The 22,094-nt window shown below is 50.1% G+C and carries 19 protein-coding genes; 17 read left to right on the forward strand and 2 right to left on the reverse strand.

Annotation, left to right across the window (positions count from 1 at the left end; genetic code table 11):
- The first annotated feature begins 80 nt into the window (after positions 1 to 80).
- From ccoN to ACZ41M_RS11750, 6 genes are all read left to right on the forward strand, one after another.
- On the forward strand, positions 81 to 1,517 hold the full coding sequence (gene ccoN, locus ACZ41M_RS11725) for a cytochrome-c oxidase, cbb3-type subunit I (protein ID WP_464731002.1): 1,437 nt from the start codon (positions 81 to 83) through the stop codon (positions 1,515 to 1,517).
- 26 nt (positions 1,518 to 1,543) lie between these two features.
- Positions 1,544 to 2,158 (forward strand): cytochrome-c oxidase, cbb3-type subunit II, encoded by a 615-nt coding sequence (ccoO, locus tag ACZ41M_RS11730; protein WP_464731001.1) that lies wholly within the window; start codon positions 1,544 to 1,546, stop codon positions 2,156 to 2,158.
- A gap of 14 nt (positions 2,159 to 2,172) precedes the next feature.
- Entirely contained in the window at positions 2,173 to 2,376 is a 204-nt protein-coding gene (locus tag ACZ41M_RS11735) for a cbb3-type cytochrome oxidase subunit 3 (RefSeq protein WP_464731000.1), read from the forward strand.
- 61 nt (positions 2,377 to 2,437) lie between these two features.
- Entirely contained in the window at positions 2,438 to 3,634 is a 1,197-nt protein-coding gene (gene ccoP / locus ACZ41M_RS11740; protein ID WP_464730999.1) for a cytochrome-c oxidase, cbb3-type subunit III, read from the forward strand.
- Between the two features lie 188 nt (positions 3,635 to 3,822).
- Positions 3,823 to 5,340, forward strand: coding sequence for a cytochrome c oxidase accessory protein CcoG (ccoG, locus tag ACZ41M_RS11745; protein WP_464730998.1), 1,518 nt, complete (start codon positions 3,823 to 3,825; stop codon positions 5,338 to 5,340).
- Positions 5,341 to 5,374: 34 nt separating this feature from the next.
- Entirely contained in the window at positions 5,375 to 5,863 is a 489-nt protein-coding gene (locus ACZ41M_RS11750) for a FixH family protein (RefSeq protein ID WP_464730997.1), read from the forward strand.
- 68 nt (positions 5,864 to 5,931) lie between these two features.
- Here ACZ41M_RS11750 and pdxR read toward each other — a convergent pair whose 3' ends face one another.
- Positions 5,932 to 7,452: a MocR-like pyridoxine biosynthesis transcription factor PdxR gene (gene pdxR, locus ACZ41M_RS11755; RefSeq protein ID WP_464730996.1), complete on the reverse strand. Its 1,521-nt coding sequence runs from the start codon at positions 7,450 to 7,452 to the stop codon at positions 5,932 to 5,934.
- A 381-nt stretch (positions 7,453 to 7,833) separates the two neighbouring features.
- Between pdxR and ACZ41M_RS11760 the strand changes: the two genes are divergently transcribed.
- The 11 genes from ACZ41M_RS11760 to fghA all read left to right on the forward strand — a co-directional run bounded on the left by ACZ41M_RS11760 (position 7,834) and on the right by fghA (position 20,481).
- Positions 7,834 to 8,703 (forward strand): gamma-glutamyl-gamma-aminobutyrate hydrolase family protein, encoded by an 870-nt coding sequence (locus ACZ41M_RS11760; protein ID WP_464730995.1) that lies wholly within the window; start codon positions 7,834 to 7,836, stop codon positions 8,701 to 8,703.
- 135 nt (positions 8,704 to 8,838) lie between these two features.
- Positions 8,839 to 10,206: a glutamine synthetase family protein gene (locus ACZ41M_RS11765; protein WP_464730994.1), complete on the forward strand. Its 1,368-nt coding sequence runs from the start codon at positions 8,839 to 8,841 to the stop codon at positions 10,204 to 10,206.
- A gap of 107 nt (positions 10,207 to 10,313) precedes the next feature.
- Complete coding sequence (locus tag ACZ41M_RS11770) at positions 10,314 to 11,696, forward strand: aspartate aminotransferase family protein (RefSeq protein ID WP_464730993.1); 1,383 nt, start codon at positions 10,314 to 10,316, stop codon at positions 11,694 to 11,696.
- 199 nt (positions 11,697 to 11,895) lie between these two features.
- Positions 11,896 to 13,074 (forward strand): extracellular solute-binding protein, encoded by a 1,179-nt coding sequence (locus ACZ41M_RS11775; RefSeq protein WP_464730992.1) that lies wholly within the window; start codon positions 11,896 to 11,898, stop codon positions 13,072 to 13,074.
- Positions 13,075 to 13,272: 198 nt separating this feature from the next.
- Complete coding sequence (locus ACZ41M_RS11780; RefSeq protein WP_464730991.1) at positions 13,273 to 14,388, forward strand: ABC transporter ATP-binding protein; 1,116 nt, start codon at positions 13,273 to 13,275, stop codon at positions 14,386 to 14,388.
- Positions 14,389 to 14,403: 15 nt separating this feature from the next.
- Complete coding sequence (locus ACZ41M_RS11785) at positions 14,404 to 15,309, forward strand: ABC transporter permease (RefSeq protein ID WP_464730990.1); 906 nt, start codon at positions 14,404 to 14,406, stop codon at positions 15,307 to 15,309.
- Complete coding sequence (locus ACZ41M_RS11790) at positions 15,306 to 16,130, forward strand: ABC transporter permease (RefSeq protein ID WP_464730989.1); 825 nt, start codon at positions 15,306 to 15,308, stop codon at positions 16,128 to 16,130. The genes ACZ41M_RS11785 and ACZ41M_RS11790 overlap by 4 nt, the downstream gene beginning before the upstream one ends.
- 223 nt (positions 16,131 to 16,353) lie before the next feature.
- Positions 16,354 to 17,568: a serine/threonine transporter SstT gene (gene sstT / locus ACZ41M_RS11795; protein WP_464730988.1), complete on the forward strand. Its 1,215-nt coding sequence runs from the start codon at positions 16,354 to 16,356 to the stop codon at positions 17,566 to 17,568.
- Positions 17,569 to 17,773: 205 nt separating this feature from the next.
- Entirely contained in the window at positions 17,774 to 18,883 is a 1,110-nt protein-coding gene (locus tag ACZ41M_RS11800; protein WP_464732142.1) for an S-(hydroxymethyl)glutathione dehydrogenase/class III alcohol dehydrogenase, read from the forward strand.
- A 115-nt stretch (positions 18,884 to 18,998) separates the two neighbouring features.
- A complete protein-coding gene (gene gfa, locus ACZ41M_RS11805; protein WP_464730987.1) occupies positions 18,999 to 19,577 on the forward strand; it encodes an S-(hydroxymethyl)glutathione synthase in 579 nt (192 codons plus the stop codon).
- A gap of 67 nt (positions 19,578 to 19,644) precedes the next feature.
- On the forward strand, positions 19,645 to 20,481 hold the full coding sequence (fghA, locus tag ACZ41M_RS11810) for an S-formylglutathione hydrolase (RefSeq protein ID WP_464730986.1): 837 nt from the start codon (positions 19,645 to 19,647) through the stop codon (positions 20,479 to 20,481).
- Between the two features lie 64 nt (positions 20,482 to 20,545).
- Here the strand turns inward: fghA and ACZ41M_RS11815 are convergent, their stop codons facing one another.
- On the reverse strand, positions 20,546 to 21,847 hold the full coding sequence (locus ACZ41M_RS11815) for an anaerobic C4-dicarboxylate transporter (protein WP_464730985.1): 1,302 nt from the start codon (positions 21,845 to 21,847) through the stop codon (positions 20,546 to 20,548).
- Positions 21,848 to 22,094: the final 247 nt, after the last annotated feature.

Here is a 22,094-nt window from a genome sequence, read left to right on the forward strand (position 1 = left end):
GGCATAGGAATTTGTGTTTTTTGCGGATTTTTGTGCGTCGGAGTGGGTTCAACAGTATTTTTTTATCAATGGAGCATGCTATGTCATCAGCACAAGCCGCAACCTATGATTACCGTGTCACGCGCTGGTTCGCGATCATGGCGGTAGTCTATGGTATTGTAGGGATGTTGGTCGGGGTTATTGTGGCCGCGCAGTTGGCCTTCCCTGAACTCAACTTTGGGGTACCTTGGTTATCATTTGGGCGTTTGCGTCCGTTACATACTAATGCGGTGATTTTCGCATTTGGTGGTTCTGCGTTGTTTGCGACGTCGTTCTATTCTGTCCAACGAACTTGTCATACGCGTCTATTTGGTGGTCGCTTGGCTGATTTCGTTTTCTGGACTTTTAACTTGGTGATTGTTGGCGCGGTGATTACCTACCCTTTGGGTATCAACACCTCTAAAGAGTATGCCGAGTTGGAATGGCCTTTGGATATTTTGCTGACCGTTTCTTGGGTCGCTTATGCGGTGGTGTTCTTTGGTACGATTGCTACGCGTAAAGTCAAACATATCTATGTATCCAACTGGTTCTTTGGTTCATATATTATCGCTGTAGCTTTACTGCATTTGGTTAATAGCGCTGCTATTCCTGCGGGCATGTGGAAATCATATTCTGCCTATGCGGGCGCACAAGACGCTATGATCCAATGGTGGTATGGTCACAATGCGGTAGGTTTTTTCTTGACTGCGGCGTTCTTGGGTATGATGTACTATTTCGTACCAAAACAAGCACAACGTCCGGTTTACTCTTATCGTTTGTCAGTCGTTCACTTCTGGGGTTTAATCTTCACTTACATGTGGGCAGGTCCTCACCATCTACACTACACGGCTTTGCCTGACTGGACGCAATCTTTGGGTATGGTTTTCTCATTGATTCTGTTGGCGCCAAGCTGGGGTGGCATGATCAACGGTATTATGACTTTGTCTGGCGCATGGGAAAAATTGCGCGATGATCCAATCTTGAAGTTCTTGATCGTATCTTTGTCTTTCTACGGTATGTCTACCTTCGAAGGTCCAATGATGGCGATCAAAGAAGTGAATGCATTGTCTCACTACACTGACTGGACTGTAGGTCACGTACACAGTGGTGCTTTGGGTTGGGTTGGTTTCGTGTCCATGGGCTCTTTGTACTACCTCATCCCGCGTTTGTTCAATCGTACCTCTATGTATAGCACTCGTTTGATCAATACACACTTCTGGATTGCAACGATTGGCGTAGTTTTGTACATCGCTTCTATGTGGATTTCTGGTGTAATGCAAGGCATGATGTGGCGTGCGGTTAACCCAGACGGTACTTTGATGTATACGCATATTCAGTCAATCGCCGCTTCTTGGCCTCTGTACGTGATCCGTTTGTTGGGTGGTATCTTGTACCTCAGTGGTATGGTTATCATGGCCTATAACGTATTTAGAACAATTGCCGTAGGTCGCGCCGTTAACAATGCGCCGATCCCTGTACCTGTTGATGTACATCACTAATTGATCTACGGTTTGGAGAAAATACCATGAGTTTTATTTCACAAGAAAAGATGGAGAGTAAAGTCGGTTGGTTGATCGTATTTACTTTCTTGGCATTGGTTTTCGGGGGGCTGGTGGAAATATTGCCATTGTTCTTCCAAAAATCGACAACGCAACCGATTGAGGGTGTTAAACCTTACACTGCGTTGCAATTGGCTGGTCGTGATGTGTACCAACGTGAGGGCTGCTACAACTGTCACTCACAAATGATTCGCCCATTCCGTGCAGAAACCTTGCGTTATGGTCACTATTCTGTTGCTGGAGAGTCTGTATACGATCATCCATTCCAATGGGGTTCTAAACGTACAGGTCCAGACTTGGCTCGTGAAGGTGGTCGTAATACCGATGACTGGCACGTTAAGCATTTGATTGATCCACGCTCAGTCGTACCTCAATCAAATATGCCAGCATATCCTTGGTTGGCAACCAATAAAGTAGATCACACCACTATTTCTGATCATATGCGTGCGTTGAGCCGTGTGGGCGTGCCTTACACTGCAGAACAAATTGCCGCTGCGCCTAAAGAAGTACAAGGCAAAACAGAAATGGAAGCTGTGATTGCATACTTACAAAGCTTAGGCTTGGCATTGGCTAACAAATAAGGTGTTGGTTACAAATGGATAAAATTACATTTGCTCGTGTTGCTGTTACTGTAATTTGTTTTCTGTGTTTCTTGGCGTTGACTTACTGGGCATTCAGTCGCAGGAATTCCCATATGATGGAAGAGTTAGGCCGTTCCGTCATAGAGCAAGAAGACCATTTAGAAACAGAAGATGATCATAATAACCGCATGTCAACGATGGATGTGAAGCGTTCATAAAAAAGAGCAGTAAATCCATGTGTTATTCAACATGAGAGTAGTACCTTAAAAGGAAATAATCATGAATCAATTTGACCAATCACTATGGTCCCAACTCAAAGTCGGTGTTACCGGAGCTGGTGATGTAACATTGAAAAATGTCGGTGAGAGCGATTTCACCAGTCCGTTTTGGTCTTGGTTTATTGTCGCCATTACGGTTTTTGGGTTTATCTTTTGTATTATTATTCTGATTACCCAACTCAAAGCGCGTACCAATAAACCGGGTGAAGAGCATGTTCAACCGCATGTTTGGGATGAAACGCTACAAGAGTATAACAATCCATTGCCGCGCTGGTGGGTGTGGATGTTTGTCATCACTATGGTTTTCGGTGCGGCTTATCTGTGGTTGTACCCAGGTCTGGGTGGCTATAAAGGTAATATGGGTTTAGTTGACCCTGCTTACAAGGGCGGCTGGACTGAGCAGAAACAGTACGAAATCGAAAAAGCCAAAATTGAAGCAACGGCTAAGCCTTTGTATGACAAATTCTCAACGATGAACTTTGCAGACTTGTCTAAAGACAAAGAAGCGATTAAAGTTGGTGAGCGTTTGTTCTTGAATAACTGTGCGCAATGTCACGGCTCGGACGCACGCGGTGGTAATGGCTATCCGAACTTGACAGACAGTGATTGGTTGTATGGTGGCTTCCCTGAAGCGATTACCCAATCCATTACCACGGGTCGTCATGGCATCATGACCCCACAAGCAGACGCTTTGGGTGGTGCAGAAGGCGTGAATGATGTGGCCAACTATGTATTGTCTTTATCAAACAGCCCGCACGATGCCGTTGCCGCAGCTCGTGGTAAAGATAAATTTGCCCTGTGTGCGGCGTGTCATACCGCTTCAGGCAAAGGCTCTTTGTCAGATGAAACAGGTGCTTTGTATCATACTGGCGCGCCGAACTTGACCGATAAAATCTGGTTGTACGGTGGCGATATGAAAACCATCACTGAAACCATCAGCAAAGGTCGTGATAAAAACGTGATGCCTTCGTGGGATTGTTTGTTGGGTCAAGGTCGTATTCACGTATTGGCTGCCTATGTATGGCAATTGAATCGTGACGACAATGACAAAGTGAAAAATCCGGACGCGCCGCCAGCATACTTGGCACAAGCCGTTGCGACGGATAAAGCAGCCTTGGATCAAGCGCGTGCTGATGCGAAAGCCAAAGGCGAAAGCGAATGTTTGGCTGTATCTGCAGTAAAAAACGTTAATAAATAACATTGTTTCAAGGGTTGTACCTTCGTTGTGGAGGTACAACAGCGATGCGAAACAGCGATATCAGAAGCGCGCAGGTATAGACTGTGCGCTTCTTTTTAGGGTATTATTTCAGTATTGAATGAAATAATTGTAATTGGAATAAGAAAATTACAAAAAATTATTAAGAACTGTCTGATGAAGAGGAAACAATGAATCGACCGGTATTTTACGCAAAGGTTGAAGAGGGCGATAGCTCTGCTCAACATGGCTCTTCGCAACGCAAAGCCGATCAGCCAACATCGCCCAACAGCAATAAGGATGGACAAGGTCTATTTGCCGCGCATAAGAAAATTTTCATGCGTGAGGTATCGGGTAAATTCAACAATCTGCGTTGGTTATTTGTGTGGCTGACTCAGTTGTTGTATTTTGTAATTCCGTGGCTGAAATGGAATGACCGTCCTGCCGTCTGGTTTGATTTGGAAAAGCGTTTCTTCTATATCTTCGGTTGGACATTCTCACCGACAGACGTGATTTACATGACCATCGTGTTGATTATCTGCGCATTGGCCTTGTTCCTGTTCACGGCAGTGGCTGGGCGTTTGTGGTGCGGCTACACCTGCCCGCAGACGGTCTACACGGAAATTTTCATGTGGATTGAGCGCAAAATTGAAGGTAATCGCGCCGCGCAATTACGCTTACACAAAGCCCCGTGGAGTGTCAGCAAAGTCGTTAAAAAAGTGATCAAGCATGGCTTGTGGATTGCGTTTTCATTGGCAGCGAGTTTTACGCTGGTGGCGTACTTTACCGGCGCACAAGGCTCTACCAATGGCATGCAGTTGATTCGGGAAATTTTGAATCATGAAACCAGCGGCGCGCAAATTTTCTGGATTGGTTTTTATGGCTTCATGATGTACTTGTTTGCCGGTCATATGCGCGAACAGGTATGTAAATATATGTGTCCATACGCGCGTTTCCAAGGCGTGATGTTCGACCCGGATACCCTGATCGTGACGTATGATGAGGCGCGTGGTGAATCGCGCGGCCCGCGTAAGAAAAATGTTGATCCCAAAACCATAGGCAAAGGCGATTGTATCGATTGCGGTGTCTGTGTAGACGTTTGTCCGACGGGGATTGATATTCGCAATGGCTTGCAATACGAGTGTATTGGCTGCGGTGCGTGTATTGACGGTTGTAACGAAATCATGGACAAAATGGGCTATGAGCGCGGTTTGATTCGCTATGACACGGAAAATGGTGTGAAAAACAAATACACCACGAATCAGTTGCTCAAACGCGCCGTGCGTCCTCGCGTTTTGTTGTACAGCGCTATTTTGCTGGTTCTGATTGGCGGCTTATTCTATAGCATCACGCAGCGTACCGTGATTCGCATGGTGGTGGAGCGCGATGCACGCACGATTGCCCGCACGAATGAAGATGGCATGATTGAAAACGTGTTTAAACTGCAATTGTCCAATACCGGTGAAGTGCCGCATAAGGTACAATTGAGCGTATCCGGTGTGAGCGGTTTAAAATTGGCGGGCAAGCCGGAAGTTGAGTTGGATCCGGCGTCCACCGATGTTAAAGTGATTCGCGTGCAGCTCGATCCTGAAAAGGCTAAATTGGCCGGTGTGACGGATTTAGGCGTACCGATCACCATCCGCGCCGTGTCCGCTGAGACGGGTGATGAGATTGAGCGCGAATCAATCTATTATGGTTTGAAAAAATAAGTTTTAGGGTTAAATGATGCAGACAGGAAATACAGTGACACCGTGGTATAAACAGTTTTGGCCGTGGGTTTTGATCGGCCTGCCGACTTCGGTGGTGATTGCCTCGGTGGTCACGTATTTCCTTGCGATCAACGGCATGGACAGCGTGATTTCCAAAGATTATTACAAGGAAGGTCTGGCGGTGAACGCGGATTTGGAGCGCGATAAAAAAGCCGCCGATTTGGGCTTGTCCGCCGATATCACGATTGACGGACAAAACGTCACCATGAAATTGAGCGCCAAGGATCCTGAGACGATCCATAGCTTGGCGGGTCAGCCGATTTTGTTGGAAATAGAAAATCTGAGTTTTCAGGATAAAGATTTGAGTGCGTCTTTGGTGCCAAAAGGCGATGGTATTTGGCAAGGTAAAATTCCTGCCAATATGTCTCAAGCCACTTGGCTCGCGCGGCTCATTGGTCCGGATTGGCGCATTTCACACCGTCTGGAAAACACCACGCCAACGCATATCGTACTCAAGCCCTAATCGGCGTGCTGCATGTTGGATTATAAAAAGGCTGTTCATGTTCAATGACAGCCTTTTTGTATGGGGCATCACAAATACTCGTTCAACACCTGCCCGAGCATTTTGCCGCAGGTCACCAAATCGCTGGCGTCCACATAGGCAAAACCAACGACCAGACCGCGCACCTCGGTCGCGCCAATGTAGTAGCGCGAGAGCGGACGCACCGACAGCCCTTGCGTATGACAGCGATTGGCGATTTGGACATCGTCCGTGTGTGCAGGCAGTTTGACCACCAGGTGCAAGCCCGCGTCGTCAATCATTTGCTCCACCGGTCCGTTCAGGGTTTTGTTGAGGACGGCCAATAAAATGGTGCGTCGTTGCGCGTACGCCTGACGCAGGCGGCGAATATGCGTGGTGAAATGTCCTTGTTCGATGAACTCGGCCAAGCTGGCCTGCAAATGCAATTGTCCTGGGCGATATAAATCGTACAAGGCGGTTTGAAATGAGGGAATCAACGCTTTGGGCAAGACCAAATACGACAGCTTGATACCGGGGAACATCACTTTGGAAAAAGTGCCCATGTACAACACGCGGCTGATGCCCGACTCATGCGCCAGTCCTTGCAAAGAGGCGATCGGCCGGCCAGAGTAGCGAAATTCGCTGTCATAGTCATCCTCCAATAGCCATGCGCCGGACTGCTGCGCATAGTCGATCAACTGACGGCGACGCGGCAAGGACATCACCGCGCCGGTTGGATACTGGTGCGACGGCGTGATGTAGATGAATTTGGGCGGTGCGCTGCTCAAATCGGCTGCGCTCGGATTCATGCCCTCGCTGTCCACGGCAATCGCACGAATATTCAAGTCATTGGCGTAGAATGAACTCCACGCACCCCAATAGCACGGATTTTCCACCCATGCCACGTCGTTTTGATCGGCCAGCATACGACTGATCAGATCCAGCGACTGTTGTGTGCCTGAAGTGATCAACACCTGCTCCGGCTCCAGTACCACGCCGCGCGAAATGCGCAGATAGTCGGCAACCGCCTTTTTCAGCGGCGCATAGCCGCCGCGACTGTCGTAGTCGTATAGAGCGACATCTTCGCGTCGCCACACTTGATTTTGCACGCGCTGCCAAGTTTTGATCGGAAAGTTGAGCAAATCCATTTTGCCGGACAAAGCCAGCGGCTGCACCTCGTAAGCGTTGTAACCCTGCTCGCGCGTCAGGCGCGAACCGCGTTGCGACAGGGTGATAAGCGCATCCTGCTCAGAGTTTGCGTTGGGTTCGCTGCTGTTGCTCGCTTCGCTCATATAGCCTTCGGACAAACCGTCGGGCAATACATCGGTGACGTAGGTACCGCTGCCGGTCTGGCTGCTGACGTAGCCTTCGGCCTGAAGCTGATCGTAGGCGGCGACAATCATATTGCGCGAGGCGGAAAGCTCGCGCGCTAAATCACGGGAGCTGGGCAGCTTGCTGCCCGCAGGCAGGCGGCGATTGACGATGGCGCTGCGGATGGCTTCGTACACCCGTTTGTATCCGGGCAGGCGCGGGTGAAAATCTTGTCGTTCGAGCTCGTTTTGCAATAGCTCGGCTAATGGTGTGCGGCGCATAGTGGTCTCCTGTGCAGGATTGCCCATGATTGAATAGAATGCGTGGACAAATGGCCTGCTTGATCTTTATATTTTATGGATAAATTCTAACCAAATTGGTTGCGCTTGTGTGCAAATTTTGCTGTACTTGGGTGACAATTGTATTTTTCCGGTGCGTTGCAAAAAGAGGTGGTCTGCATCAAAATGAGGGATAATGAGCATATTGAATGGTTAAGGGCTTGATCATTGGCTCGGAACTTGGGTGATAAGTGGCGCTATTGAGTGTTCAAGCGCTACTCTATACTGGCCTACCGTCGCTGTTCATCATGACCGATGTGACGCCCAATGGTCGGTGGTTCTTGAATGATTTTTGACTGATTTTTGATATAAGGATCGTATTTTATGAGCGGTTTTTCGCTTGCTTCGCAGTCATCATCCGAGTCGTTGTCCAAAGCAATTCCGACGGGGCATCGACGTTCGGCGATTGTGTTGATTCCGGCGTGCAGCAATCAGGTGGGTGTTCATGCGGCGCATACGGTGCAGCGCAAATATGCCGATGCGGTGTTTTATGGCGGGCAGTGCACCACCTTGTTTATCCCGGCGATGGGCAAGGAGTTGGACATTGATGTGCTGCTCGATACCGCCGACGGGGTGTTTCTGTCCGGCTCGCCGTCTAATGTGAATGCAGAGTTGTATGGCGAAACCATCAGCCAGCCGCATTTGCCGCAGGACGTGTTTCGTGACGAGGTGACGATTCCGTTGATTCGACAGGCTTTGACACGCGGGATTCCGATTTTTGGTGTGTGTCGCGGTTTTCAGGAAATAAATGTGGCCTTTGGCGGCTCATTGCATCAGGCGGTACACGATGTGGCCGGACTGAACGATCACCGCGAGGACAAGACCGCGCCGCTGGAGGTGCAATACGCCGTGGCGCATCCGGTGCGTTTGGAAGCCGACAGTGCGATTGCTGCGATCACGGGCAAAACCGAATTGATGGTCAATTCGGTGCATGGTCAGGGCATCAAACGTTTGGGTAATGGTTTGGTGGCTGAGGCGTTTGCGCCGGATGGCTTGGTGGAGGCGTTTCGGATTGCCGCTCATCCGAGTTTCGGTTTGGCGGTGCAATGGCATCCCGAATGGAATATGCTGGATAATCCGGATTCGCTGGCCTTGTTCGGCGCTTTTGGGGATGCATGCCGCGCCTACCGTGAGCAAAAGGATTATCGACGGGCGCGTTTGCGTTCAGAATTGGACTCGTTGGGCGATGAGTGAGCCTATGCCGAGTGTAACTGTGTACAGGCGAACATGATTTTTGACTCGGTTCACGCACCATTGACATAGAAAGAGTATAAAAACGATATTGAAACAGCATTACTATTAACAGAACAATTATTTAAAGGAGTACCTATGACTTTCCAAAAATTCACCACGTTTCACGAAATGGAGCGTTGGCTTGATGAAAACCGCGTGACGGAAATTGAATGCTTGGTTCCCGACTTGACCGGTGTGGCGCGCGGAAAAATTTTGCCGCGCAATAAATTTTCCGAGGAAAAAGGCATGCGCCTGCCTGAAGCAATTTTCGGTGCAACCGTGACCGGTGAATATCCAGAATCCGATGTGTTCAATTCCATCATTGCACCGACGGACAACGATATGGAATTGCGCCCCGACCCGACCACCGTGCGCTTGGTGCCGTGGGCGCAGGATGCGACCGCGCAGGTATTGCACGACTGCTTTAACCACGACGGTTCATTGGTGCAGTTCGCGCCGCGCTCGGTGCTGCGCCGCGTGGAAAACCTGTATGCCAAAGAGGGCTGGTCGCCGGTAGTTGCACCGGAATTGGAGTTCTATTTGGTGAGTAAAAACACCGATCCGAATCAATTGTTGATTCCGCCGGTCGGACGCAATGGCCGCCGCGAAGCCGGTCGCCAGCCGTACAGCATTGACGCGGTGAACGAATTTGACCCGCTGTTTGAGGACATTTACGACTACACCGAGGCGATGGATTTGGACGTAGACACGCTGATTCACGAGGTGGGTGCGGGTCAGATGGAAATTAACTTCTTGCATGGCAAACCCTTGGATTTGGCGGACAAAGTGTTCTTCTTCAAGCGCACTCTGCGCGAAGCGGCGATTCGCCACGATATGTTTGCCACGTTCATGGCCAAACCGATGCAGGGCGAACCCGGCTCGGCCATGCACATCCACCAGTCGGTGATCGATTTGGACACCGGCAATAATATTTTCAGCCGCGCCGATGGCAGCATGTCGGATCAGTTTTTACACTACATCGGCGGTTTGCAAAAATACATGCCGCTGGCGATGGCGCTGGTGGCGCCGTATGTGAACTCGTACCGTCGCATCACGCGCAACGCTTCTGCGCCGATCAATGTGCAATGGGGGCGCGACAACCGCACGGTAGGTTTCCGCGTACCGTTTTCATCGCCTGCGGCGCGGCGGGTCGAAAACCGCATTGCCGGTTCGGATGCGAATCCTTATGTGGCTTTGGCCGTCACCTTGGCGTGCGGCTATTTGGGCATTAAAAACCAAATCGAGCCAACGGCGGAAACCGTCGGCGCGATCAATGGTTTGGATTTTGAATTGCCACGCAGTTTAGGCGAAGCCCTGCACGCGCTGGACGAATGCCCTGAGCTGCACGAAGTATTGGGCGAAGACTTTGTGAATCTGTACATTTCGGTGAAAGACGCCGAGTACGAAGAATTCATGAAAGTGATCAGCCCGTGGGAGCGTGAAAATCTGTTGTTGACCGTTTAAACATCATACGGAAAAAGTAACAACCGACTTTTTCCGTGGTCTGAAATCAACATGTTTGTCGGTTCAGCGTGACAGATATGACATAAAGCCATAAAAAAGGAGCCAATATGACCGTCGTCAATACCCAAGAATTGCAAGCGAAAGATTCCGCACACTTCATCCACCCGTTCACCGACACCAAATCGCTGGCGGCGCGCGGCGCGCGCATCATCACGCACGGAGAAGGCGTGTACGTATACGACTCGAACAACGAAAAAATCCTCGATGCGATGAGTGGCCTGTGGTGCGTCAATATGGGCTATGGCCAGCAGTCGATTATTGATGCGGCGACCGAACAACTCAAAGTGCTGCCGTTCTACAACAGCTTTTTCAATACCACCACGCCGCCATCGGTTGAGTTGGCGAGCCTATTGGCGCAGGTCGCACCTGAAGGCTTTAGCCACGTGTTTTACAGCAGCTCCGGTTCCGAGTCGAATGACACCAATCTGCGCATGGTTCGTCGCTACTGGGACATCAAAGGGCAAAAACAGCGCAAAACCGTCATCAGTCGTAAAAATGCCTACCACGGCTCGACCGTCGCCGGCGCGTCGCTCGGCGGTATGACCGGCATGCACGAACAAGGCGATTTGCCGATCCCGGGCATCGTCCACATTGAACAGCCTTACTACCGTGAAAACGGCATGAAACTGGGCGTATCCGAAGACGAATTCGGCATCATCGCCGCCGGCTGGCTCGAAGAAAAAATCCTCGAAGTTGGGTCGGACAAAGTGGCCGCCTTCATCGGCGAACCGGTGCAAGGTGCGGGTGGCGTCATCATTCCACCGAAAACTTACTGGCCGGAAATCCAACGCATTTGTGATAAATACGGTGTGCTGATTATTTCCGACGAAGTGATTTGCGGCTTCGGTCGCCTCGGCACATGGTTCGGCTGCGAAACCATGGGATTCAAACCCGATTTGATTACCTTTGCCAAAGGCGTGACCTCAGGCTACATCCCGCTCGGTGGCGTATTGGTCGGTGATCGCGTCGCCAAAGTGCTGATCGAAGAAGGTGGCGAATTCAACCACGGTTACACCTACTCCGGTCATCCGGTCGCATGTGCGGTGGCGATGGCGAACATCAAACTGATGCAGGAACACGATATCGTCAACCAAGTCAAAAACGATACTGCGCCGTATTTGAAAGAAAAATTTGAATCATTGAACGATCACCCGCTGGTCGCTGATGCGCGTACTCTGGGCTTGGTCGGTGGCTTTGAACTGCTCAAAAACAAAGAAACCGGCGAACGTTTTGACGAAAGTATTGCCGTCGGCATGATTTGCCGTGGTCATTGCTTTGGCAACGGCTTGGTGATGCGCGCCGTGGGCGATCGCATGATTATTGCGCCGCCATTGGTCATTAGCCATGCGGAAATTGATGAGTTGGTCGATTTGGCGCGCAAAGCATTGGATGCGACTTTGGCCGACTTGAAAGAGAGAGATCTGTACTAATATTTCCGCACTTCCTTGAGTTGATGCGGTAAAAATGGTATAAATAACCTCCTTTTATACCCAATTGGTGCAAAATACACCATTCTTGAATCGATATGACGAACGATGGTGCATCATGAATACGAGATGATGGTTATCATGGTGCATCGCTTCATCATCTATTTTGTTGATTGACCTGCCTTTAAAATAGGAGTCCTTTATGAGTATGAATACATTAAACCGCTTTGGCATGACTGTGCTGGCATCATTCACCATTGCCGCATTGTCAGCCTGTGGTGGCGGTAGCAAAGAGGCCGCAAAACCGGCAGATAAACCGGCGGACGCACCAGCAGCAGCCGCACCAGCGGCCAAATTGACGGGTCAAGTGAACGTGTTTAACTGGGTAGAATACATTCCGGAAAAATACACGGCCAATTTCACAGAAGAAGTCGGCCCGAAAGTGAACTACGATACATTTGAAACCGACGAGGCATTGAATGCCAAATTGATCGCTGGTAATTCAGGCTACGACGTGGTGATTCCGGGCGCGGCGTATGCCGAAGTACAAATCAAGCAAGGTAAGTTCATGAAGTTGGATAAATCCAAACTGCCGAACTACAAAAACCTGGATCCGGCTTTGATGGCGCAAATCGCCAAAATGGATCCGAATAACGACTATTTGGTGCCTTGGGCATGGGGTTTCACCGGCGTTGGGATTAACGAAGCCAAAGTGAAGAAAGCTTTGGGCGATATGCCGATGCCTGAAAACCCATTTGACTTGGTGTTTAAGCCTGAATACACCAGCAAATTGAAATCCTGCGGTATTTACATGATTGACTCGCCGTCTGAAATTTTGCCTGCGGCGCTGCAATACTTGGGTAAAGACGCGTCCAGCAACAATCCGGCGGATTATCAAGTGGCTTTGGATATGCTGAAAAAAGTGCGTGGCGACATTCGTAAATTTGGTGACTCCAGCGTGGTCAATGAAATCGCTGATGGCAATTTGTGTGCCTTCTTGGCGTGGTCGGGCGACGTGAATATGGCGGCTGAGCGCTCTGGCAATCCGGATATTAAAGTCTTGCTCGGTCACGGCGGCATTGTGTTCTTCGACACCATGGCGATCACTGCGGATGCGAAAAATGTGGATCAAGCTTATGCATGGATTAACTACTCATTGGATCCGAAAAACTCCGCTGGTATTACCAATGAGTTAGGCTATGCGATTCCGAACAAAGCCGCACTGGATCAAGGTTTGGTTGATAAGAAATTTGCTGATAATAAAACCATTTTCTTGAGTGCAGAAAATCTGGCCACTATGGCGCCGCGTCGTTTGCCATCCGATCAGGCGGCATTGCGCGCGATGAATGATGCGTTCCGTCAATTCAAAACCGGTAAATAATTCAATGCGATGATGAATCGAAAAACCCTTGTCTGTTTGAGACAAGGGTTTTTTGAGAAAATACGGCACGCACAGTGCCAAAACCAGCACCAAAGCAGTATTCGGTTTATAAAAAAGTACTTCTATCAATTCGTACAGGTATGTAATATAGGTGGTGTTTGGATTGATAGAAGTACCTACAATGAGAAGGAGCAGACAATGACTCAATCAGGTAATAAAGGCCAGCCTTTTTTAAGCATACAAAACATCGTCAAGAAATTTGGCGACCACGCCGCCGTGAACAATGTCTCGATTGACATTGAAAAAGGTGAAATTTTTGCCTTGTTGGGTAGCTCCGGCTGTGGCAAATCCACCTTGCTGCGTATGTTGGCAGGCTTTGAAACCCCAACCTCGGGCAAAATTTTGCTCGCAGGTGACGATATTTCCAAAATTCCACCGTATGATCGTCCGATCAATATGATGTTCCAATCGTACGCCTTGTTCCCGCATTTGAATGTCTGGGACAACATTGCGTTCGGCTTGCGTCGCGAGGGCGTGGCGAAGGGTGAAATCGCACAGCGCGTGGATGATGTACTCAAACTGACGCAACTGACCAAGTTTGCCAAACGCAAACCGCACCAATTGTCCGGTGGTCAGCAGCAGCGTGTCGCCTTGGCGCGCAGCCTGGTCAAGCAGCCTCAACTGTTGCTGCTGGACGAGCCATTGGGCGCGTTGGACAAAAAGCTGCGTGAAGCGACGCAAATCGAGTTGGTCAATATTATTGAAAAAGTCGGCGTGACCTGCGTGATGGTAACGCACGATCAAGAGGAAGCGATGACCATGGCTTCGCGCATTGCGGTGATGTCTGAAGGCTCATTGCTGCAAGTCGGAACACCAACCGAGGTGTATGAAACGCCACGCACTGAATTTGTGGCCGACTTTATCGGTAACGTGAACTTGTTCAAAAATGGTCAGATCGTGGTGGATGACGATCAACACGTGGAAATTCAGACCGATGAAGCCTTGCATGTGATGGATTACCCAATTCCGGGTGAAAAGGGTACGGTTTTGTCGGTGGCGATTCGTCCGGAAAAAATGGATTTGTCGCGTACACCGCCGGCACATCGCGGCAATCAGTGCTATGGCGAGGTGGTCGAGGTGGTTTATTTCGGCTCCGACACCCTGTATCACGTACGCTTGGAAGGCAGTAAGCGCGTGATCAAAGTGCAATATGAAAACACGGAACGCTACGCCGGTGACAAATTCACTTGGGGCGATAAAGTGTATGTTTCTTGGCCGGCGGGCGCGATTGTGCCAGTCATGCCGTCCTATTAATTTGAGGAGCATGCGATGAGAAACAGTTTATTGCGCTCAAAATGGGGGCGTTGGTTGGTGATTGGTGGCCCGTACACATGGCTGCTGTTGATGCTGATGATTCCGTTTTTGTACCTGCTCAATGTGAGTGTGTCGGAAATGGTGCAAGGCGGTGGTTATTTGCCGATTTACCGGGATGGCGGCTGGCATTTTAAAAATAACTATGCGCCGATTTTAACCGACCTGATTCAGGGTGGCCCTTATCGTTCAGCCTATTTGTCTTCGGTGTTTTATGCCGGTTTGACGGCGATTTTGTGTTTGCTGATCGGTTATCCGTTCGCCTATTTTATGGCGCGTGCTCCGCAGGACAAACAGCCGACGATGTTGTTGTTCGTGATGTTGCCGTTCTGGGTATCCATGTTGATCCGTATTTACGCGATCAAGGTGTTGTTCGGTGATTCCGGCGTGATTGTGACCACACTCAATGGCGCTTTGCATGGCCTGGGTTTGATCAGTGAAGATTTGAAAATGATGAATAACTCGTTTTCATTGCTGTTCGGTATGGTTTATGTGTACATCCCGTTCATGATTTTGCCGTTGTACTCAACCCTGTCAAAAATTGATTCACGTTATTGGGAAGCGGCGGCGGATTTGGGTTCGACTCCGCTCAAAACGTTCTTCTTGGTCACCGTGCCTTTGTCTAAAGCGGGGATTATCGCCGGTCTGTTGCTGGTGTTCATCCCGTGTGTGGGCGAATACGTGATTCCGCAGTTGCTTGGCGGTGCGGATACGTTGATGATCGGTCGTGTGTTGGCGGGTGAATACTTCCAGAACAATGATTGGCCGCTGGCGTCTGCCTTGGCTATCTCGATTATCGTTTTGGTGGTGGTGCCGATGATGATTCTGAATAAATATCAGGAAGAAGCAGGAGAGGTCAAATGAAAGATTATAAATGGTTCTCTCGTATGTGGATGGCGATGGTTTATCTGTTTTTGTACTTGCCCATTGTCGTTCTGGTTATCTTCTCATTCAACAAGGGGCGGCCAACGCGCTGGAATGGTTTTACTTTAGACAATTATGCTGATTTATTTAAAAATCAGCAGGTGATTGATGGTCTGCTCGCTTCCTTGCGGGTGGCCACCATCACTGCCTTGTTGTCGGTGGTGCTGGGCACGTTGATAGCGTTTGTGTTGGTTCGCTATCGCAAATTCAACGGTAAAACCTTGTTCTCAGGCATGGCGAATACACCGCTGGTGATGCCGGAGGTGGTACTCGGTTTGTCCTTGCTGATTGTGTTCAAAGATTTGTTCCATGTACAAGGCGGTGCGTACTGGACGATTATCTTGGGTCACAGTTTGCTGGGCGCGGCGTATGCCACGGTGGTCATCAAGGCGCGTCTGTCCGAGCTGTCGTTGACGTATGAAGAGGCTGCTCTGGATTTGGGCGCCAAACCCTTGCAAGTGTTTTTCCTTGTGACTTTGCCGATGATCGCGCAATCCTTGGTTTCGGCATGGTTGTTGGTGTTCACCATTTCATTCGATGATGTGGTGATCTCCGAGTTCCTGAAAGGGCCGGGCGTACAAACCTTGCCAAACGTGATCATGAACTACTCGCGCCAAGGTACGCGACCGGTGGTGGTGGCTTTGGGTGCAATGATTGTGTTCGTCGTATCCGTCGTCCTGATTAGTGGCAGCATCTGGATGCAAAAACGTGAAAAACGCCGTCAGGCGGAGATCGCGGCGGCATTCCGTGATGCGACCTAATATCTTTGCTTGATAGAAAAACAGCGCAGAATATCTGCGCTGTTTTTATTTTGATGGCACTCATTAGCTCAAATCAATGAAAATTCAGTAAAGAATTTTGTTTTAGAGGCATTGTTAGATTTTAGTTTTGTAGTTTTCAAAATTGATCAAATAAATTCATATTTTATTTCATATTACTTATAATTGTTGCTTCATTCATAATGAAATAAAAAGGTTGGGCACTATGTTAAAAAATTTATTGGCAAAACTGGCCAAAGGCAGTTTGGTTCAGCAGATTCTAATTGGCTTGGTTTTGGGTGTTGCTTTGGCGGTGATTGCGCCATCGGCGGCCAAAGCGACTGAAATTTTAGGCGCGTTTTTTGTCGGTGGCTTGAAAGCTGTTGCGCCGATCTTGGTTCTGGTTTTGGTGACCAATGCGATTGCGCAGCATAAGAGTGGTACTCAGGTGTATATCAAGCCGGTTTTGGTGTTGTATGTGCTGGGTACTTTTGCGGCGGCGTTGGTCGCGGTATTGGCGAGTTTCTTGTTCCCAACCAATTTGACCTTGGTCACGGGTGATGTGACGCAAACGCCGCCATCGGGCATCATCGAGGTGCTGAAAACCTTGGTGTTGAATGTGGCGGATAATCCGGTCAAAGCTTTGTTTAACGCGAATTACATCGGTATTTTGACTTGGGCGATTTTGTTGGGCATTACCTTGCGTCATGCCAGCGATAATGCCAAACTCTTGCTCAATGAGGGCGCAGAGTCGATTTCAAAAATTGTACGCTGGGTGATTCGTCTGGCGCCGATTGGTGTGTTTGGCTTGGTGGCGTCCACCATTGCCACGACAGGCTTGGGCGAGCTGCTCAAATATGCGCAATTGCTGATGGTGTTGGTTGGTTCCATGCTGTTTGTTGCTCTGGTGCTCAATCCTTTGATCGTGTGGTGGAAAATCCGCCGCAATCCGTATCCCTTGGTATGGCAATGTTTGACCGAAAGCGGCATCACTGCATTTTTTACCCGCAGTTCGGCGGCGAATATTCCAGTGAATATGGCGTTGTGTAAAAAGATGGGCTTGCATGAGGATACGTACTCCGTATCGATCCCGTTGGGGGCGACTATCAATATGGCAGGTGCTGCCGTGACCATCTCGGTGTTGACGCTGGCGGCGGTGCATACTTTGGGCATTCCAGTGGATATTCCGACGGCGTTGTTGCTCAGTGTTTTGGCGGCGATTGGCGCGTGTGGCGCCTCGGGCGTTCCGGGCGGCTCGTTGCTCTTGATTCCGATGGCGTGTAGTTTATTTGGTATCAGCAATGATATTTCCACGCAGGTCGTGGCGGTTGGTTTCATCATCGGTGTGGTACAGGACTCGTGCGAAACGGCGTTGAATTCATCCACTGATGTACTGTTTACGGCGGCGGCAGATATTGCTGAACGCAGGAAAGCGGCTTAAGGTATTGAGCCTTTATATCTCTTTGAACGGCACAGAGTTTTCTGTGCCGTTTTTTGTATGGATTGCCGATAAAGATTTTATGAAAGTATTGCAAGCAATTGGATTGACTTCGTTTTGATATCAGGCTTATACTGCCCCTATGTTTATACTGGTTGATAGTATTTTTTGAGATTTAGACTTCGATTCCATGAATAAGGAGAAAATGATGAAATCACGTGCGGCTGTGGCTTTTGAAGCAGGCAAACCCCTGCAAATCGTTGAGATCGATGTGGAACCGCCGCGTAAGGGCGAGGTATTGGTAAAAATCACGCATACCGGCGTGTGTCACACCGATGCGTTTACCCTCTCGGGCGATGATCCCGAGGGGATTTTCCCTGCGGTGCTCGGTCATGAGGGCGCGGGTGTGGTGGTTGAAGTGGGTGAAGGCGTGACCACGCTCAAGCCGGGTGATCATGTGATTCCGCTGTACACCGCGGAATGCCGCGAGTGTAAATTCTGCTTATCAGGCAAAACCAATTTGTGCCAAAAAGTGCGTGCGACGCAAGGCAAAGGCTTGATGCCCGATGGCACGACGCGTTTTTCCTACAATGGCCAACCGATTTATCACTACATGGGTTGCTCCACCTTCAGCGAATACACCGTGGTGAATGAAATTTCATTGGCAAAAATCAACCCAGAGGCGAATCACGAGCAGGTGTGTTTGCTCGGTTGCGGCGTCACCACCGGTATCGGCGCGGTACACAATACGGCAAAGGTCAAGGAGGGCGACACCGTTGCGGTCTTTGGTCTGGGCGGTATTGGGTTGGCGGTGGTTCAAGGTGCGCGTCAGGCCAAAGCTGGTCGTATCATCGGCGTGGACACCAATCCGAGTAAATTTGAATTGGCGCGCAGCATGGGCGCGACCGACTGTGTGAATCCGAAAGACTACGACAAACCGATTCAAGACGTATTGGTGGACATGACCGATGGCGGCGTGGACTTTTCATTTGAATGTATTGGCAATGTCAACGTGATGCGTTCCGCTTTGGAATGCTGCCACAAAGGCTGGGGCGAGAGCGTCATCATCGGTGTGGCCGGAGCGGGGCAGGAAATCTCTACTCGCCCGTTCCAATTGGTCACCGGTCGCGTGTGGCGCGGCTCGGCATTTGGCGGGGTCAAAGGTCGCACGCAATTGCCGGGTATGGTTGAGGACGCCATGCAGGGCAAAATCGATTTGGCACCGTTTGTGACCCATACCATGCCGTTGGAGCGCATCAACGAAGCATTTGACTTGATGCACGAAGGCAAATCGATTCGTACGGTGATTCATTACTGAATGTGATTTTGAACACTGTGGCGGCGGCACGCGGCTGATCCGCGTATACATCTGCCCAAATACCTTGGCGGCGTATCGTGTCTATCAGGTGTATCAGGGCATAAAGGAGACGATGATGAGCAGCTTTTCACTTCACCCATCGGTGGATCATGGTATCGCCAAAGGTGCGGAAGGTTTTAACGGTGGTACTTTGCAGTGCCTGTGCGCGAGCGACCCAGTGCAGGTTCAGGTGGGCGCGCAAGTCGCGTTTAACCACGCTTGCGGTTGCAGCAAATGTTGGAAACCCGCCGGTGCTTTGTTCTCCGTGGTCGGCGTGGTGCCGCGTGACAAAGTTCAGGTCACGGCGCATCCTGAAAAACTGAAAGTCGTTGACGAGTCCGCACCGATTCAGCGTCATGCCTGCACCGGCTGTGGTACGCATCTGTTCGGCCGTATTGAAAACCACAATCACCCGTTTTATGGTTTGGATTTCATCCACACCGAACTGTCGCCACAAACCGGCTGGGATGGTCCGGGATTTGCCGCATTTGTTTCCTCCATCATCGAGACCGGCACGCCGTCGGCACAGATGGCGGCGATTCGCCAAGCATTGACCGACAAAGGTTTGCCCACGTATGATTGCCTCAGTCCTGCGTTGATGGATTTGATTGCGACACACACGGCCAAGGCCAAAGGCACATACCGAGAGAGCTAATATCCAATAACTTACAATCGGATGGGTGCCATCCGATTGTTTTTTTACCTTATGAGGAAATATCGTCATGGAACGAATTGAACAGCACGCCGGTTTCGGCGGTAGTCAACAAGTCTGGAAACACCGCAGCGAGGTGCTTGATTGCGACATGAATGTGGGCGTGTACCTGCCGCCGGCGGCATTGGCCGGTGAAAAATGCCCGGTGCTGTACTGGCTTTCGGGCTTGACCTGTACCGAACAAAATTTCATCACCAAAGCGGGTGCGCAACAATACGCCGCCCAGCACCAGATCATCATCGTAGCGCCAGATACCAGCCCGCGCGGTGAGGGCGTGGCCAATGACGATGCCTACGATTTGGGACAAGGTGCGGGCTTTTACCTCAATGCGACACAAGCGCCGTGGTCAGCGCATTTTCGTATGGAAGACTATGTGGTCACAGAACTGCCGAGCCTGATTGAACAGCACTTCCCCGTCACAGACGCGCGTGGTATTTTCGGTCACAGCATGGGCGGGCATGGCGCATTGACCTTGGCTTTGCGTCATCCGAAAACGTACCGCAGCGTGTCGGCGTTCTCGCCGATTGTGGCACCGAGCCAAGTGCCTTGGGGTGAAAAAGCGTTTACCGCCTATTTGGGCGAAGATCGCCTGGCGTGGGAAGCGCATGACACGGTGGCGCTGATCGCTCATGCGTCCGAGCGTTTACCGCTGTTGGTCGATCAAGGTCAAGCCGATGAATTTTTGGCCAAACAACTCAAACCGGAATTGCTCCAAGCCGCGTGTGAGGCCGCCGGACACCCGCTGACTTTGCGCCTGCACCCGGGATATGATCACAGCTACTATTTCATCGCCAGTTTTATCGGCGAACACATAGCGCACCATGCGCGAGCATTGCATGGCGGATGATGGGTTTACCACCAAAAGAAACAGCGCAGATCAAGTCTGCGCTGTTTTTCATTGAGCGTGCCGTTTACAGCACAACACCTGCCCAGATAAACCCGAGTGCAACCGAGAGCGAAATTGCGATTACGCCCGGTAATAGGAACGGGTGGTTGAACACGAATTTACCGATGCGGGTTGAGCCGGTATCGTCCATTTCCACCGCTGCGAGCAGCGTTGGATAGGTCGGCAAAACGAACAGCGCAGACACAGCGGCAAACGAGGCCACTGCCGCAATCGGTGATACGCCCAAGGCCAACGCAGCCGGATACAGCGCTTTGGCGGTAGCCGCTTGCGAATACAGCAAAGTCGCAGCGATGAACAAGACCACGGCGAGCATCCACGGATAGTTATTGAGCAAACCGGATGAAGCGGCTTTGATGCCCTCAATGTGCGCACCAACGAAGGTGTTACCCAACCAAGCCACACCCATGACACAAATCGCGGCGGACATACCGGATTTGAAGGTCGCTGCGTTGGTGATTTTTGAGGTGTCGATTTTGCAGAGCATCACGATCAATGCGGCGGTACCGAGCATGAAAGAGATGATGGCGTTATCACGACTCAAAATCGGGTCTTTAATAATGCCAATATTGTTACTGATCAAGGTCGCGTAGGTCATTACGGCGATGATCGCAGCCAAGAAAATCAGCACAGAGCGTTTGGCATGTGGTTTGATTTCCAGTTGCAGTTCGCCGCGTTTGTGGATCAAGCCTTTGGCCAAGCGGTCTTGGTATACCTCGTCTTTATCCAAATCTTTGCCCATGAAATTACAGAAAAACGCGGTAATCATGCAGGCGATAAAGGTGGTCGGAATCCAAATCGCCAGCAATTGCAGATAACCGATGCCGAATTTTTTCTCCAATTCACCGGCCAAAAATACCACGGCGGCAGAAATGGGCGATGCGGTGATCGCAATTTGCGAAGCCACGGTTGCAATCGACAGCGGGCGTGATGGGCGGATGCCTTGTTCTTTGGCGACTTCGGCAATGACCGGCAGCGTAGAGAATGCGGTGTGCCCCGTACCGGCGAACAGTGTCATCCAGTACGTCACGGCAGGCGCAAGGTAGGTAATGTGTTTCGGATGGCTGCGCAGGATTTTTTCCGCCAGTTTCACCAGATAATCCATCCCACCGGCCACCTGCATGGCGGCAATCGCCATAATGACCGACATGATGATCGAAATCACGTCAAACGGGATCGGACCGGGTTTTAAACCCATCAAGGCCAATACGACGACACCCAGACCACCGGCAAAGCCGATGCCGATGCCGCCCAGCCTCGTACCCAAATAAATGAAGAATAAAACAATAAGAAGATGTACCCAGATCATGATCACTGTCCTTTTTTGGCTCTGTATGAATCAATATTATTAAAATCATCATTGAGCGAAACGATGAAACTCGTGGACTCAATGGGTCGAGGTCTTTTGATTCAGTTGAAAGACAAAGGGTGTCTGTGTACGCAGTCGAGTCAGAAAAGTGCCGAACAAACACCCTTTAACGACTCAATATAACTGTATGCCTGTTTCCATTTTGGTGCAACGAAAATGTGGATTTTTCACCACGATTTGTGCAAAC

The organism is Puribacter membranae (assembly GCF_055380425.1).